Source organism: Halochromatium roseum (assembly GCF_016653315.1).
GTDB lineage: Bacteria > Pseudomonadota > Gammaproteobacteria > Chromatiales > Chromatiaceae > Lamprobacter > Lamprobacter roseus.
Map to the genome: position 1 here is coordinate 387801 of NZ_NHSH01000057.1, position 16034 is coordinate 403834.

The window sequence follows — 16034 nt, forward strand, 5'->3', positions numbered from 1 at the left end:
GGCACTTCGCGCGATGCTGGATGCCTGCTGAAAGCCTCTATACTGCCAAGACAGATGGCCTTGGGGTTAGCCCCCCTTGAGGCAATGACCGGATTCACGGCCCCTCGGGATCGCGTCGAACATTTTTAGTTGACCGGTCTCAATATCTACCGGGCAAGGCAGCAGCGTGCTCTGTAAAAGACAGAGGCCGACATCGAGGCGAATCTGGCGGATGTCATGACCTCAACTCCGACCTCAACGGTCTGCGATGTTGCGACATGAGTCCTACACGCAGCCTAACGTACTGAAACAATTTGCTACGAAACGACGGGGAGACGATGCCACAGGAAAGCCCCACGACCTCCGCTCACCAGTCTACCCAACCCGAAGACGACTTCATTAGCATTTTTGTTGAGCTGTTTGGGCCAGAAAAGGCACTACTCCTAGCGCCCGAGTTCGCGGTGCGGGACATCGACGGTGGCGCCCGCTTCATCGATTTCGCCCTGCGTGCTGGCGGCAAGAAAATTGCGTTCGAGGTCGATGGTCCCACGCACTATCAGCCACCAGGCTTCGACCGCATCAAGTACGAAGACGACTTGCTGCGTCAGAACAGCCTGATCCATCAGGGCTGGCAGGTGTATCGCTGGACCGATCACGAACTCGATCAGCGCCGAGAACGGGTCAAGGAACAGCTCGCGCTCTTCCTGGAGCGGATGCCTGGTCTGCTCGACATGGATGATTTTCTGCCCAAACAACGCGCCTGTACGGCCGACTTCAACCTCCGCACCCACCAGGGCGAAGCACTCGACTGGCTCACGCTCATCCGCGCAGAAGGCACCACTATCGCTCTGCTTGGCCACGCCACCGGTGCCGGCAAGACCTTTACCGCCATCGAAGACGCCCGGCGTATCGGTGAGCCGGTGCTCTATGTCGCACACACCAAGAACCTGATCCGCCAAACCGAGCGTGCTGTCAACGCACAATGGCCAGAGGCCAGCACAGGCATCATCCAAGGCGGACGCTTTGAGCCCGATGCGCAATTCGTTCTCGCCACGGTGCAATCGCTCAGCAACCGCCTGAACGACATCGACCCAAACCATTTCCGCTATCTGATCATCGACGAAGCCCACCACGCCGCCGCTGAGAGCTACCAGCAGGTGCTGGCGTACTTCCGCCCGGTCTTCACCTTGGGTCTGACTGCCACCCCCGAGCGCGCGGACGGCAAGTCAATTCTCGACATCTTTCGCGATACTGCCCATCGCTTGAGCCTCAAAGAAGCCATCGAGCGCGGCGAGCTGGTGCCCATCCGCTGCGTGCGCGTCAAGACCAATGTCGATCTCAGCCGTGTGCGCTTCAACGAAGTGCAGTACCACCGCCAGGATCTCGAGCAGGCGATCACCATCCCGGCGCGCGATGAGCTGATCGTGCAGACCTATCTGGAGCATGTGCGCGGTCGCAAAGCCGTCACCTTCGCCGTCAATGTCCGTCACGGCGAAGCACTGGCCGAGCGCTACCGCGCTCAAGGCGTACCCGCACGCGCTGTCTCCGGCCAGATGCCCAACAAGGAGCGCGATGCGGTTCTTGATGCCTTCGCCCAAGGCGAATTGCACATGCTCTGCGCCTGCGATCTCCTCAACGAAGGCTGGGACTGTCCGGACATCGAGGTCTTGCTGATGGCGCGGCCGACCTTGTCAAAGATCATCTACATGCAACAGCTCGGACGTGGCACACGCAAGGCACCCGGCAAGGATAGCCTCTTGGTCTTCGACTTCGTCGATAACGCTGGCCGCTACAACCAAAGCTGGAATGTTCATCGCGTCACCGGCAATCGGCGCTATCGGCCCGGTGGCTTCGCCGTTGCCCCAAAAGATCGCATCGAGGATGAAGCACGCTCCGGCCCACAGGACCCGATCATTCTCAATCTCGGACTTTGGACCGAGCACTTCGAGGAGATCGATGTCTTCGACTGGCAAAGTACCCTCAAGGACATGCTTCCCGTCGCTGAGCTTGAACGCCAACTTGCGGCATCAGAAGGTTACCTGCGCAACAAGGTCTTGCAAGGCGAGCTAACGCCCGACCACGACCTCAGCCTGGGCCGACGCCGCTACTTCTACTTTGCCAAGGAGCGCAAACAGGCGATTGCCGACCAGTTCGGGCTGAAGCCGGTGACCGCCGCCAACATCCGCGAGCGCTTCTTTGCATTCTGCGAAGACATGGACATGAGCGCCAGTTACAAGCCTGTGCTGCTGCGCGCACTGCTAGACACCGTTGACGAGGAAGGCAAGGTCTCGCTGAATCTGCTGACGCTGGCGTTTCGGGACTTCTACCTCGGGCGACTGAATTGCGGTTTGCCAGCGGAAAAAGGGAAGTTGCGGATGGCGCGTGTGCGGGAACTCACTGAAAGTGAAATCCAGCAGGTGATCCTCGGGATGCCGTTCAAGAAATATGCCCAGCGCGGATTTCTCGATTACGCAAAGGATTTGGCGCAGGTAAGAATTGCGCCAACGTTGTGGAAGCGTTTAGACAAGAAAAGCCGCGAACGTCTGCTGGATCTTGCCAACACATCGATCGCACACTATTTCGATAGATAACGCACTGTAAGGCCAATGATTCCGAGCGGATCGCCATCAGCCGCCCGGACTCCGCAATCGCAGTCGCCGATGCCGAATCGGCTCAACGGAGTGCAGGCTTGGCACTCCCGAGCGGCCATCGTCGATGGCGCACTCGGCGACGTTGAATTCCAATCCTTGGTCCCTGTCCGTCACACGCAGATAAACGGCAAGGATCGGAATGTCGTCGGGGATATTGGTGCGCACGGCCCAGACAGCATAGGCGAGCTTATGCCTGGCGATGCTATCGAAGGGACCGCGCTTGGCCTCGGTGACAATGACGTGGTTGCGACCGTTACGCACGCCGATGCAGACGGAGTCAATCTCGACTTGGCCAGCGATGTGGTCGAGTTGGCGCGGTTGGTCGGAACCGACGGTAAAGCTGAAGCTGTAGGTGCCGGCTCCAGTAGCGGGGATCATGTGGATGCTGCTGTCGTCGCAACCGAGGGCCTCAGCCATAAGGCCGGAGGCGTGGGCAAGGGTGAGCAGCGAGGTCTCGGAGAGCTTCGGTAGCAGGCCGAATGGGAAGAGCACGCGCATGGAGCGGTCGGGAATAAAGGTCTCTGGGCGGCCTGTGAAGATCTCCTCGTCGATGAGGAAGAACGGGGCGAGCGAGCAGTCTTCGTGCCGAACCAGCGCGAAGGCGGTCTGTCCGCGCGCCTCGTCATCGCTGTGGCCGGTGCCTAGGCGCAGCACCATGGTGTTTGCTTCACGCAGTTCCCTGGAGAGGGTTCTGGCGTGGTCGACAGAGATGGTGCTAGCCGTGTCGGCGCGCAGTCCGTGGCGGCGGCAATAGGTCCGAAAGACCTCGGGGCCATAGAGCCAGAAGCCGGCTTTGGGTTGGGTTGCGAGGGCTTGGCTGAAGGTTGGCATTCGGGGGCTTGGTCGCCAAACGCTGCGTGGTGGCCAGAGACGCGGAGTATCGTCAGGCGCAGCTTGGCCAACATTCACCACGGATTCGCTCTGGGCTCACCTTGGCTTCCTCCCAGAGTGGCAGTGTTGCTTCGTTGATTGCGAGCGTCAGCCAGTAACCGAAGAAGGCGTCGATTGCAGGATCAGTGGTGGTGTAGTTACGGCTGTCGGCTTGGCTGATCGGCGCAAGGAAGAGGACCGATCTTCTCCGATCGACGCGATTTGGGCCGGCGGTCAACAGCGATGCGTTGATGGCGTGAGCAGCAATCTCGGCAATCTCGGCAGGGTCATGCTGATCGCCTGCCAACTCCGTCAGATAGCACCAGGTCAGCATGAGGCCGATCTGAGCCGGTGGCGTGGTTAAGCGGTCGAGAATGGCGTTGGTCTCTTTGACCGATTCGGCCGAATCCGAGCCCAGGTAGCGGCGTGCCCGCTCGCGGAAGAATGCCGGCTTTTCGTGGTGTTCGAGCAAATCCCAGGCTTCGAGTGAGGCTGGTACTGCGGGCCTTGATCCGCGATCTGCTGTATCGCCTGCGCTTGTCCAATCGGCATCGCCAGCTTGCAGGGCACGGTACATCGATGGGTCTTCGAACAGGGCCGATTTCGCGAGGGTTTGGCTATTCGTCGCAACATGCCAATCTTTGTAACGCTGTTGCAGCGCTGCGAGGTGTGCGCGATAGGGCAACACCTCCGACAGCAACCACAGAATGCCCTGCCCCCAACGCTCATAAAACGCATCGAGCAGCTTCTGGTGCTCCACGTCATCATTGATCGGAAATTTCTCGTCACTGATCTCATCGCGGAGCATCCGATGTGGGCCGTCATGGAACTGCTTCGAGAAGAGCTTGCCGACCTCGAGCCGTTGGCGCATGAATCGATTCATCTCTCGGTCATTCGGCTTGCCTTGCAGCGATGCCGTGGGATTCTCGATGAGCTTGGGCGGTCCAAAGACGACACGGACCACGGAGTCCTTGAGGATCTCAAGGTTGGTGACAACGCTCCAGCGCCTCGGCGTGCTGACATTGGCAATGGGGTTGTCGTACTCGACGCCGTAGAGCGGGAAACGCTCCGACCAGCGTTCGTCCCTGCGCAATCGGTTCAGCAACTCACGGGCGAAGATATTGCGTAGCTCGGTATCGCTGAGCAGGACGAGACGGGCCTCGCTCGGCGGCTTGGCGGTGTTGTTGACATCGACGAAGAGCTTGCGCGCCGCACGGTGCGGGCGCGGTCGGGGATCTTGGCCAGGCTCATCGGGGAACCAGCAGATCGTGACCGGTAGCTCAATCTTGGAGACATCCACCGGGTTGCCAGCATCACGCGCCTTGCGCAGCCAGTGTTTGACGTGCTCCTCGTAGAACGGCTGGTAACGGGCTCCCTTGGGCGCGGTGTGCCAGGAGTTGGAAACGGTCCGCTCGATGGCCAGCAGGGACATGGCGCGATGCTGGCCGTCCATGATCACCAGTTTGGCCTGATCGGGGTTCCAGCGCAGCACGGCAATGGGGGGATCGATGAGGTCACCCTGCTCGTTGGCGAGGTATTGAATGCGATAGGCGTGGCCGTGCGTGGTGATCTGAAATCGGCTGCCATACTGATGATCCACATCGAGCGCCGCTGCTGGCGCTGGAAAGGTATCGAGGGGCTGCTGGTTGTAATCGAAGGGAAGCAGCACGGCGACGATCGGCGGAAAGAAGCCGGGTAGCGAGTTGGCGGGCGGATCGAGGATATAGGGGATGAGCTTGGTGGCAATGCGGTGGTCGTCGAGGTCGCGTTGCAGGAGCTGGTTGAAGTCCATCTCTTGGATGTTCAACGCCTCTCGCGCCGGCACCAAGGAGCGGGTCAGCTGCGCGTGCTTGGAGCTGCCGCCACCGATCTTGGCCTTGGTCTGCATGTAGCAGACGCTGCCGGCTGGCGTCGAAAACGTGCCGTAAATGCCATCGATGACATTGGGGAAGTTTTGCTGCGCGGCCTGGCCCAGGCCGGCCAATCCACTGGAGAGGGTCTCTGTGTTCATAGCGCTTGCGGTCACTCTTCGCGCCCGAGATCATCGCGGCCGCTCCTGTAGGTCAACCGCAAAGGCAGTGTCTTTAGACCCGTCAAGGGTATCTCCTGATCCTAGATGCGGCACCGGATATGCGCGACTGGTGAACGCGTTCTGTGCAACCTTCTGCCAGAGGCTGTGATCGATCAGGTCGTCACCGCCCGCGCATTGGGAATGTCGTTTTGGTCGACAGGCCGCACGTCTGCCTCGCCAAGACTCACAACGGTGAGCGTAGCACCTTCACGCGTCATGAACTCAACTTCAAAGCCCTGACCATTGCCATGCACCATGACAGCAGTGCCAACGTCGCCGATGGTTAGGCCATGAGCAGCGAGATCGGTCGCCAGGACGACGGTATCGAGTTCTTTGATCATTCGAACCTCCGAGGCTGTCAAAGCCCTTGCGATGGCCTTGATTCGTCAAGATGACGAGCACGTTGAGTTTAGCTTTACAATCGTGACGATGAACCAAACTGACGATCTCCCGACTGAGACTGGCGCGGGCGCGGGCGCGACCGAGCGGCCCGATTACGACTCGCCCTGGAAAGAGGCCATCAGTGCCTATTTCCAACCCTTCATGCGGCTGTTCTTCCCGGCGGTCCATGCGCGCATCGACTGGAGTCAGCCGTATGAGTTCCTGGATGCGGAGCTGCAGAAGATCACCGGCGACGCCCAGCTCGGCAAGCGCTTCGCGGATCGCTTGGTGCGTGTGCGCAGCCTGGAGGGCGAGGAGCTGTGGCTGCTGATCCATATCGAGATCCAGGGGCAGGCCGAGGTCAGCTTCAACCATCGGATGTTCCAGTATTACTATCGCATCCACGATCATTACCCAGAGGCGGAGATCATCAGCCTTGCGGTGCTGACTCATCAGCCGGATTGTTCTGGCCTTGGGCTCTATGAGGCCGGGCATGACGGCTACGGCATTCAGTTTCGCTTCCGCGTCCATAACCTGCAGGACTGGATGGCACGCTGGGAGCAGCTGAAGGGCCTGGCGGCAAACAACCCTTTCGCCGTCGTCGCCTTGGCGCAGCTGGCCGCACACCGCAAGGCCACGGACCCCGAGCGCAAGGCGAGCAAGCGCGAGATCATCTGGCTGCTTTACCAGTACCGCTATGCGCGAGAGGACGTCCTGGCGCTGCTGCGCTTCATCGACTGGATGCTGCGCCTGCCGCGTGGTCTCGAGCTCGAGTTGCGCAACGAACTGATTGCATTAGAGGAGAGTACGCAAATGCCCTATGTCATGAGCTATGAGCAGATGGCGCTTGAGCGTGGCGAGAAACGTGGCGAGAAACGTGGCGAGAAACGTGGCGAGAAACGCGGCGAACTCAAGAGCCTACTACGCCTGATCGAAGCCAAGTTCGGCACGCCAACGCCAGAACAGCAGCGGCTTCTCGAATCCGCCGACATCCCCCAGCTTGACCGCTGGCTCGATCGGATACTGACGGCAAGCACGTTGGACGACTTGCTGGCGTGATCAGTCCAAAACTGGGGCATGCAGGACGGCTTCGACATTCACCCCGGTCACAGGCAGCCTGAAGAATGTAGATCTGCTCGGTGCTGTAGCCTGAGGATCACGGCACTGCACCGATTCAGTCTGCGACACGACTACACGCTGTGCATCATCAGGGCCAATGCGAGTGCGTTAGCCAGCGTGAGGCAAAGGGCGTCACCGATCCGCCTGCCCTTCCCGCTTTCCGAACGCAACAATCTGTTTCGCTAGCACAACGTGGAGCGGCCGAGCAGAGCGATCTCCTAGCGCTGATTTTGCAGAAAGATGGTAATAATCCCCTGCTGTCATACCATCGAGTTTTTCTCGCGGTTTATGTAACGGCTGCGCTGCTACTGCCTCGCGCGCGGTTGCAAGCGACGTCGAACAGCCCACTGGCGGCCTGTCCTACCGCATATCCAAAGAAACAGACGAGAGAAGACGCATGACGTTTAGAGCCGTATCGCCTGCAGGTTGGCCTGTCACCCACGACAAGCCTCCGCCCGCAGCAGCCGGCTACGGCGGCGAGCCCGACCCGAGTCCAATCGAGATCCCACAGGCCGGTCGGCGCCGAGAAACACCGACACACCTACTGGTGGTAGACGACCAACTCGACGCTCTGGCGGTGATGATCGCGCATCTGCGCGACTATGACTTCGCCGTCAGCACCGCTCAGTGCGGCCGAAAGGCGCTGATCACCGCCATCGAGCAACGTCCGGATGTAATCTTGCTCGATGTGTCGCTCCCGGGGCTGGACGGCTTCGAAGTCCTGCGGCGACTCAAGGAGGCATCGGCAACGCAAGCCATCCCCGTGCTGATGCTGACCGGCCATCAGGCTGTCGAGCACAAGGTGCGTTGTTTTGAGCTGGGCGCGGCCGATTATCTGGTCAAGCCGGTCGCGGAAGCAGAACTGCATGCGCGTGTCACCGCGCAGCTGCACCAGACCCACCTGCACCATGCCTTGTCGATGCGCCTACGCAGTTATGAGCAACGCTTCGGCCCGTTGGACGAGCGCTCAGTCGCAGCGCCAGTTGGTGCCGATGGGACGCAGCACCCGGATGTCGCGCTGCTGCTGCGTGCCCGACAGATCCTGCGCGAGCGGCTCGCTGATCCGCCGCCCCTGAACGAGTTGGCGCGACTGGTCGGGACCAATCAGCCGCGTCTGTCCAAGGGCTTTCGCACCCTATTCGGCACGACCGTCTTCGGCTTCGTGCGCGAATGCCGCCTGCGTCGGGCGCGCGAGCTGCTCGCGGAGACCCAGCTGCCGGTCAAGAGCATCGCGTTAGAGGTGGGCTACCGCAGCACCAGTGACCTCACCCGTGCTATCAAGGACAAATACGGTCTGACCCCCACCGTGCTGCGCCAGCGCCTGCGGGTGGCACCGCGCCGACAGGATGAGCCAGGATGCTGAATGATAAGGCGATTGCCGCAACAGCTCATACTGCATTGCGCAAGATTTTCGTTTCAAGCCCTTGCAACCGCCACACCCGGCTCCCTGGCCGCGGTCAGCACCGCTCTAGGTTTCGCGTCGGCACCGCATACGATGCCGGCTGAGCCGATACCGGACGCTCAGTGCGCCCCTGCTGCCTCAACCGCCTGCACCGCCTGCACCGCCTGCTGCTGATGCTGGTCATCTTGGCCGCCCCCGCCTGGGCGGCTGCGGCAGCCTCCCCGCCTGGGGTTATCATCAGCGATGCCGGCGACTTGCCGCTGCGGGTGGAGCACATGGCGCTGCTCCGCGACCCGACTCGCGACCTTGACCTGGACGACGTTCGCGCGCCGCAGACCGCAGGTGACTTCAGGCCAGCTCCGCCTGGCATCCTGAACCTCGGGACCGGCAAAGATGCCGCGTGGGCGCGGTTCAGGGTGCGCAACGCCACCGATCAGGCGCTGGCCATCCTGCTCGTGCTCACTGATGCACGCATGACGGAGGTCGCCTACTGGGCCTTGGACGACGACGGCCAAGTCATAACGCAGCGCCGCGATGGTCGCTTTGCCGATCCGGCGGAGCGAGATCGCTCGCATCGTTGGTTCCTGTTCGAGTTGCCGCTGGCTGCCGAGGCCACCGCGACGGTCTACCTCCGCGTCACCAGCGACACTGGGCGGCGGCTCGACCTGCGGCTGACCGACCCATTGCGGCTCGCCGAGTCGGACCGCGCCACCTCCGCCTGGCTCGCCCTGTTCTTTGGCGCGATGCTGTTCATGCTGGCCTACAACCTGATGCTGCTAGTGCAGCTGCGCGACCCAGCCTATCTGTGGCTTTGCTGTGTCATTGCCGGCGCGATGATTTGGGTAGCGGAGCGGGAAGGCTTGCTGACAACTTTGCTCTGGCCGCTGTGGCCATCATGGCTATCTGGTATCGCCGCTGGCGCCGCCTTAGGTTTGACCGGCATCTTCATGTTCCCGGTCGCCTACCTAAAACTGCCACAGCAGGCACCGCGTTGGGTTTGGGTCCATTGGACCCTGGTGCTGCTGGCATCAAGTTTGCCGGTGCTATTCCTTTGGCAGCCGCGGCTCAGTTATGACCTGACCTCGGCGCTGGGTACGCTGTGTGCCCCGGTTGCAGTCGTCAGCGGCCTCTTGGTCGCCCGCCAGAAACCCCGCGCGGCGATCTGGTTCTTGGTGAGCTGGCTACCGATGCTGATCGCCATGGCGATACTCTCGTTGTTGAATTACGGCCTGCTGCCAGCATGGACCGCCATTTGGGCGCTTCCCTATGTCGGGGTGTTGGCGATGCTGCTGCTGCTCTCCGTCGCCCAGGCCGACCGCGTCAACGCGCTGCGCCGACAGGCCGAGCGGGCGCGGGCAGCACTGGCGCAAAATGAAGCACGGCTCACTGAGCTGGTGGATGCACGCACCCGCGAGCTGGCCGTGCAGCGCGACCGTGCCGAGGCCGCGAGCCGCGCTAAGACCCAGTTCCTCGCCAGCATGAGCCATGACCTGCGCACGCCCCTGAATGCAGTGCTAGGCGGTGCGGAGCTGCTACGGCGCTCGCCACGGCTCGGTGACGAAGAGCAGGCGCAGTGCGGGCTTATCCAGCGCGGCGGCGGGCACCTGCTGCGCCTGATCGAGGATCTGCTCGACGTCGCCCGCATCGAGCACGATCGTCTGCGCCCCGTCATCAGCGATGTCGAGCTGCGCCCGCTGCTGGCGGACCTTGCCGCCGTCGCTGACCGCCAGGCCAAGGCCAAGGGCCTGGGGTTCGAGGCGCAATCCGCCGCGGATCTGCCGGAGCGGGTGCGCAGCGACGGCCGCCGCGTGCACCAGGTGCTGCAGAACCTGCTGGAGAACGCCGTTAAGTACACCGATACCGGCAGCGTCCGCTTCAGCGCCGCGCTCGATCCAGCGGCATCAGTGCCCACGGACGAGGGCATCCGGGTGCTGTTGTTCACGGTGACCGACACCGGTCGCGGCATCGCCCCCATAGACCGCGAGCGCCTGTTCGCGCCCTTCGAGCAGGCCCACCCCACGGCCACCGGCACCGGCCTGGGCCTGGCCATCTGCCGCGAGCTGGCCGACATGCTCGGCGGCACACTGACGCTGGAGAGTGCTCCCGGGCAGGGCAGCCGTTTTGGCTTCCGGCTGCCGGTGCAGCGGGTGACGGGGCTATCGGACAGCGCCGTGCCCGCGCCGGAGGCGGCGTCCATCATCGGCTATGCAGGCCCTCGGCGGCGTGTTTTGATCATCGACGACAGCGAGGTCAACCGACTCCTGATGACTGGGCAGTTGCGTGCGCTGGGCTTCGCCGTGGATGCTGCAGCAGACGCCGAGGCAGCGCTGGCCATCGCCCGCAGCCACCTGCCGGACCTGGTGATCGCGGATCTGCGCATGCCGGGCACCTGCGGCTACGCGGCCGTCTGGCAACTGCGCGAGGCACTCGACTGCCCGCGCCTGCCGGCCATCGCCGCATCCGCCTCTCCACTGCCGGCGCCGGGAGACCCGGCGGCACTCGGCTTCCAGGCGTTCCTGCTCAAGCCCATCGAGCAAGGGCCGTTATGCACGGCGGTGGGCAACTGCCTCGGACTCGCCTGGCTGCGGGGAGACGCTCTATCCGCGTGTACCCCACCGGCACCGCACGGGGAAACGGCACTCGGTCAAGCGTCGCAGGACGCGACCGCCGAACTGCTGCTGCAGCCACCGCCCATCGAGCTCGAAGCCGCCCGCGAGTTCGCCGCGCAACACGACTGGGCGAGCCTGCGGGAGTGGTGCACGGAGCTCGGGGATGCCTTCCCGGAGTGTGCCGACTTCGCGCAGCGCCTGCGCGACCTGCTGGACGAGATCGACGCCGGCGCGGGCGCCGATGCCGTGGTCGGCGCGCTGCAGCGGCTGCTGGCAGCCCGAGGCTAGCGGGGCCCGCAGCGGCAGGGCTTGCAGCGTCAGCACCGGCTTCGCCCCGCTCGGGGGTTTCCCCAGCACAACAGAAGGTCTTGCTGAGCGCAGCGGTTTGCGCGGGTACCGACTCAGTGCCTTATCGTGGATGTTTCGCCACACCAAGAATAAGAAGACATCATCAGTCTCCTCAGTGCATTGAATAGGGTATAACGCTCAATGCAACGACCATGCCTTCTTCCCGGCTTGGACCTCATCCGACGCTCATCGCCTGCGAGCGCTTGACCCATCCCTACGCAGTTGGGGCCTTTCAACCAAGCGCGGGACATTTCAACCAAAAACGGCGCCCTTCATGCCCCGAGGTCACCCTCACGGGCGGCGATTGAGCGCTGCGGTAGCGGCACGCCCAGGGTTCGCAGGCTGGGAGCGCACGCTGTTTCACATCGATGAGGCCATGAGCCGGTAAGCCGTTCGCGAATCAGGAAGAGAAAACGCCCTGCCTGCTCGGTTTCAGAGGGCCGTCGTTGCTCAGACGTCTGCATCCGAAAGCCGATCGTCCTGGTCGGGATCGAGCCTCGTCGACTCGTCGAGGAGGCGCGCAAGATCCACTAGGGTCTTGGCCGCTAACTTCTCCATGACCTGGTGGCGATGCCGCTTCACGGTGCGCAGTCCGATCCCGAGTGCCGTGGCGATCTGCAGGTTGCGCTCACCCCTGGCGACCCGCTGGGCCACTTCGCGTTCGCGTCGGGTGAGCGTGGCGAGGCGTGCGGCGAGTTCGCTCCGGCGGTGACGTCGCTCTTGCCGCGCGGCACTGAGTGCAAGGCCCTTGGCCACTGCCTCCAGCAGGGTCTCGTCGTCCAGTGGCTTGATCAGAAAGTCCAAGGCGCCAGCACGAAAGGCGGTCGCCGCCTCCGCGGCGCCGCTGGCTCCGCTCATCAGCAGCATTGGCAGCTCGTCATGGGCTGCGAGGCGTCGCTGGAGTTCCAGGCCATCGAGCCCTGGTAGCCTGACATCGCAGAGCAGGCAGCAGGGACCCTGACACTGATCCGGCTGATCGGTGAGCGTCTGCAGGTAGGCGAGCGCAGAGTCGTAGGTCTCGCAGGCATAGTGCTCGAGTTCGAACAGCGTGCGCAGGGCGGCGAGGATCTCGGGGTCGTCGTCGATCACGATGAGACGTCCGCGCTCGCGGCCTAGAGCGTGCTGACGTTGGTGAGGGGTGATCGGCGGCTGGACGCTGACGGCATGCATGCGTGATCAGACCTGCTTGGACGTTGTGAGCGTTACGGCAGCCAGCGGCAGTCGCAGTTGCGCCAAGGCGCCGCCGGTTGCCAGATTGGACAGGCGCAGCTCGCCGCCATGCTGATCGGCGATGGCGCCTGAGATCGAGAGTCCCAAACCCAATCCTTCCGGCTTGGTGGTAAAGAACGGTTGACCCGCCTGGCGCAACGCCTCGGAGGGCAGTCCGCGACCGCCGTCCTCGACCTCGAGCATGGCCTGTCCATCGACCTGGCGCAAGCGGACGATGACCCCTTGATCGCCAGGGCGCGAGGCGCTCAGCTGCCCCGGATCACCTGGTCATTCGACCTGATGGTGATCTCGGTGACCCCGGATCAGATCCTTGAGCAACGCGGCGTCGTTCCTGATATTGGCAATGTCGCCAGCTATCAGCCGCCTCCAGGCACTGTCTATAGCGATGGGACCCCGATTCCCTATGGCTTTAATGCACCAAAATACGGTTATCTGGATGACAACGGACTACCCGTCGGTGACCCTTATGCTCAGATCGACACAACGACGGAATACTGTCCGTGCGATGAATACGGGAACTGCCATTATCGCGAAGATGGTTATTGAGGGCCTTCCAAGCGGTTCAAAGCCGAGGAACGCAAACGACTAGCCGTGCACTCGATCTGCGCAACGGAGACGACGGCCTTGAGGTCATACTGGCTCGCACCCAAGCTGCGGGCGATCAAGACGACTTGCCCTGCGCGCAGAGAGACGCGATCGTCGCCTCAAGGCGCGGTGCGACCTCGTCCATCATCAGCGCCGCATAGTCCGCGCCGCTGGCCTCGTTTGCCAGCAACGGCCTCTCACCGACAGCTTGCTCCAGCCCGCTGGGCAAACCAACACGCAGCGTGTAGACCACCTGAGGCCAGTTCCGAATCTCCTGCCCGTCCTCGGTGAGTCCTTCAAGATGCAGGTCGATCGTCTCCAACACCGCATCTAATGACTCGTCGAAGCTGTCGCCCGCAGAGAAACAGCCGGGCAGATCCGGCACGTCTACCCCAAGCTTCAAGGAAGAAACAACAACTTACGTTTTAGTTCGGCTCGCCTTTGGGCTTGCTTCGATGCCCTTCAACCCCTGCGCATTCATGAAAGATCCGCTTGTCGCAGGTTGCACAGACTGCCTTATCGAGCTTCTGATAGATCGCATGGATCGCCGCCTCTTTGCCCCGGAACACATTGCGCGCCCCCCTCGCCTCGATGCAGCCACAGGCGTCGAGCGTCTCCCACAGCCCCTGCTTGACGTTGATCAGGTACAGGTCGCCACCCTCACGCTGGCGGCGCTTGGCCTCATCCGCCAAGGCCTGCCCGCCCTGAAGATCGACAAAATTGATGCCATCGGCCAGGATCGCTAGATGCTTTTGGCTCGGATGTCGCGCGCGCAGCAGATCGAAGCCGCGCTCGACATGGGCCACCGAGCCGAAGAACAGCGAGCCATCGATGCGGATGAAGCGCAGCTGCGGGCACTGGGTCACCTCAGGATCACTGGAGAAGGCGTGCTTGGGCAAGCGGGGATCGGGCGCCAGGGTCACGATGCGCGGCTTCGAGGTCCGCTCCAGATAGAGCACCAGTGACAGCAACACCCCGGCGAAGATCGCAAACTCCAGCTCTAGGAACAGCGCGGCAAAGAAGGTGACGCTCAGGACCGCGGTCTCGCGCTTGGAGGCCACCAGGATGTGGCGAATCTCTTTGCGATCGACCAGCCCCCAGGCGACCAGAAACAGAATCGCGGCCATCGCCGCTGTGGGCAGGTAACTCGCCAGCGGTGCGACCAAGAGCACGATGACCATCAGCAGCAGGGCGGCAAAGATTGCCGCTAATGGCGTCCGCGCGCCCGCCTCGAAGTTGACGCCGCTGCGATTAAACGAGCCGGTGGCGACATAGCCGGAGAAGAACGAACCGGCAATGTTCGACAACCCCTGGCCGATGAACTCCTGATTGCCATCGATGCGATAGCCACCCCGCGCCGCCAGCGCACGCGCAATCGAGACCGCCTCAGTGAGCGCGAACAGGGTCACCGCGAGTGCGGTCGGTGCCAGCTGCTTGATCTGATCGAAGGTCGAGGTCGGCGCCGAGAGCGGCGGTAGGCTCGCCGGCAGTGCGCCGACCGTGGCGATGCCGGTGTTTGCCTCACCCAGCCAGGCATTGAGTCCCAGGGCGACCAGGCTGCCACCCAGCATCGCCGCGATCATATAGGGCATCCTTGGCAACCAACGTTTGACCGCAATGCCGACCAGCAAGGTGGAAACGGCAACCGCCGTGGCACTGGGGTTGATGTCGATCAGATGCTGACCGAACTCAATCAGGATGTGATGAAAATGGCCGCTACTGTCCATCTCCAAGCCGAAGAAGTGCTTCAGCTGCTTGGCGGCGATCAGAAACGCCGCCCCGGCGGTGAAGCCGACCACGACCGAGTGCGAGATGAAGTTCACCAGCGCCCCGAGGCGGGCGAACCCGAGCGCCAATTCGAGCACGCCGACCATGAAGGTCAGGGTCAGCGCCAGGCTCACATAGTCCGGCGTTCCCGGCACCGCGAGCAGCGAGAGCGACGAGAAGAGCACCACTGAGGCCGCCGTCGTCGGGCCGGAGACCAGGTGGCGCGAGGAGCCGAACAGCGCGGCGATGATCGCCGGCACCATGCCGGCATAGAGGCCATATTCCGGCGGCATGCCGGCGATGGTCGCGAAGGCCACGCCTTGCGGCAGCACGATGATGGCGCCCGTCAGCGCCGCCATGAGGTCGGCGCGCAGATCCTCCGGGCGCACCTTGGGCAGCCAGACCAGGAAGGGAAACAGCCATGTCAGTCGGCTGCGGAGTCGTGCAGGGGCCATAAGGATTACCGGCGCTCAGGCGGTTGGTTCGTCGCCAGCGTCAAGCGCGCCTGTTGCACGCCGTGACCATGCAAACGGGTGACCTCGAACACGAGATCCTGCCATTGAATGCGATCGCCCTTGCGCGGCGGTCGCCCCAGCTCGCTGAGCATTAATCCCGACAGGGTTTCGACCTCGGGATGCTCCAGCTCGCGCTCGATCACGTCGCCGAGCCGATCGAGTCGCAGCGTCCCTTCGACGAGGAAGCGGTCGGGACCGATGGCCCGCACGTCGGGCACCTCGTCGGTCCCCTCTTCGACCTCGCCAATGGCCTCGACACAGATGTCCTCGATGGTCAGGATGCCGGCGGTGCCTCCGTGCTCGTCCATCACCACGATCATCTGATTGCGCGTCCTGGCCATGCCCGCCAAGACGTCGTCAAGGGTGGCGGTCTCGGGCAACACGGCAAATCCGTTCTAGCCAACGGGAGCTGTTTGGGCAGCACGGGGGTTGGAGTTCGCTGTCATACCCAGGTAGTCGAAGACACGGCGGACCTTGCGGGCAAGCTTATCAATGGTTGCCGAGACG

Annotated in this window: 13 protein-coding genes; 5 read left to right on the forward strand and 8 right to left on the reverse strand. The window is 62.7% G+C overall.

What is annotated here, in order from left to right; all coding sequences use genetic code 11:
- Positions 1-317: 317 nt before the first annotated feature.
- On the forward strand, positions 318-2570 hold the full coding sequence (locus CCR96_RS13175) for a DEAD/DEAH box helicase family protein (RefSeq protein WP_201220562.1): 2253 nt from the start codon (positions 318-320) through the stop codon (positions 2568-2570).
- A 36-nt stretch (positions 2571-2606) separates the two neighbouring features.
- Here the strand turns inward: CCR96_RS13175 and CCR96_RS13180 are convergent, their stop codons facing one another.
- From CCR96_RS13180 to CCR96_RS13190, 3 genes are all read right to left on the reverse strand, one after another.
- Positions 2607-3461: a DUF6997 domain-containing protein gene (locus CCR96_RS13180; RefSeq protein ID WP_201220563.1), complete on the reverse strand. Its 855-nt coding sequence runs from the start codon at positions 3459-3461 to the stop codon at positions 2607-2609.
- 52 nt (positions 3462-3513) lie between these two features.
- Positions 3514-5511, reverse strand: coding sequence for a ParB N-terminal domain-containing protein (locus tag CCR96_RS13185; protein ID WP_201220564.1), 1998 nt, complete (start codon positions 5509-5511; stop codon positions 3514-3516).
- 173 nt (positions 5512-5684) lie between these two features.
- Positions 5685-5912 (reverse strand): DUF4926 domain-containing protein, encoded by a 228-nt coding sequence (locus CCR96_RS13190; RefSeq protein WP_201220565.1) that lies wholly within the window; start codon positions 5910-5912, stop codon positions 5685-5687.
- 88 nt (positions 5913-6000) lie between these two features.
- Between CCR96_RS13190 and CCR96_RS13195 the strand changes: the two genes are divergently transcribed.
- The 3 genes from CCR96_RS13195 (at position 6001) to CCR96_RS13205 (ending at position 11370) form a co-directional block, all read left to right on the forward strand.
- Positions 6001-7011 (forward strand): RpnC/YadD family protein, encoded by a 1011-nt coding sequence (locus CCR96_RS13195; RefSeq protein WP_201220566.1) that lies wholly within the window; start codon positions 6001-6003, stop codon positions 7009-7011.
- Positions 7012-7468: 457 nt separating this feature from the next.
- Positions 7469-8434, forward strand: a complete 966-nt coding sequence (locus CCR96_RS13200) for a response regulator transcription factor (protein ID WP_201220567.1) — start codon at positions 7469-7471, stop codon at positions 8432-8434.
- A gap of 161 nt (positions 8435-8595) precedes the next feature.
- Positions 8596-11370 (forward strand): 7TM diverse intracellular signaling domain-containing protein, encoded by a 2775-nt coding sequence (locus CCR96_RS13205; protein WP_201220568.1) that lies wholly within the window; start codon positions 8596-8598, stop codon positions 11368-11370.
- A gap of 510 nt (positions 11371-11880) precedes the next feature.
- On the opposite strand, the gene CCR96_RS13210 is transcribed toward CCR96_RS13205, so the two are convergent.
- Together CCR96_RS13210 and CCR96_RS13215 are read right to left on the reverse strand one after the other, a co-directional pair.
- Positions 11881-12600 carry a response regulator transcription factor gene (locus tag CCR96_RS13210; protein WP_201220569.1) on the reverse strand — a complete coding sequence of 240 codons (720 nt, stop codon included), beginning with the start codon at positions 12598-12600 and terminating at the stop codon, positions 11881-11883.
- 6 nt (positions 12601-12606) lie between these two features.
- Positions 12607-12867: an ATP-binding protein gene (locus CCR96_RS13215; RefSeq protein WP_201220570.1), complete on the reverse strand. Its 261-nt coding sequence runs from the start codon at positions 12865-12867 to the stop codon at positions 12607-12609.
- A gap of 15 nt (positions 12868-12882) precedes the next feature.
- On the opposite strand from CCR96_RS13215, the gene CCR96_RS13220 reads away from it, so the two are divergent.
- Positions 12883-13206, forward strand: a complete 324-nt coding sequence (locus CCR96_RS13220; RefSeq protein ID WP_201220571.1) for a hypothetical protein — start codon at positions 12883-12885, stop codon at positions 13204-13206.
- Between the two features lie 115 nt (positions 13207-13321).
- On the opposite strand, the gene CCR96_RS13225 is transcribed toward CCR96_RS13220, so the two are convergent.
- From CCR96_RS13225 to CCR96_RS13235, 3 genes are read right to left on the reverse strand one after another with little or no spacing between them, the layout of a single operon-like run.
- Positions 13322-13630 carry a type II toxin-antitoxin system HicB family antitoxin gene (locus tag CCR96_RS13225; RefSeq protein WP_338035877.1) on the reverse strand — a complete coding sequence of 103 codons (309 nt, stop codon included), beginning with the start codon at positions 13628-13630 and terminating at the stop codon, positions 13322-13324.
- Between the two features lie 40 nt (positions 13631-13670).
- The gene (locus CCR96_RS13230; RefSeq protein ID WP_201220573.1) at positions 13671-15467 is read right to left on the reverse strand and encodes a SulP family inorganic anion transporter; all 1797 of its coding nucleotides are present in this window, start codon (positions 15465-15467) and stop codon (positions 13671-13673) included.
- Between the two features lie 5 nt (positions 15468-15472).
- The gene (locus CCR96_RS13235) at positions 15473-15907 is read right to left on the reverse strand and encodes a transporter associated domain-containing protein (RefSeq protein ID WP_242519031.1); all 435 of its coding nucleotides are present in this window, start codon (positions 15905-15907) and stop codon (positions 15473-15475) included.
- Positions 15908-16034 lie beyond the last annotated feature (127 nt).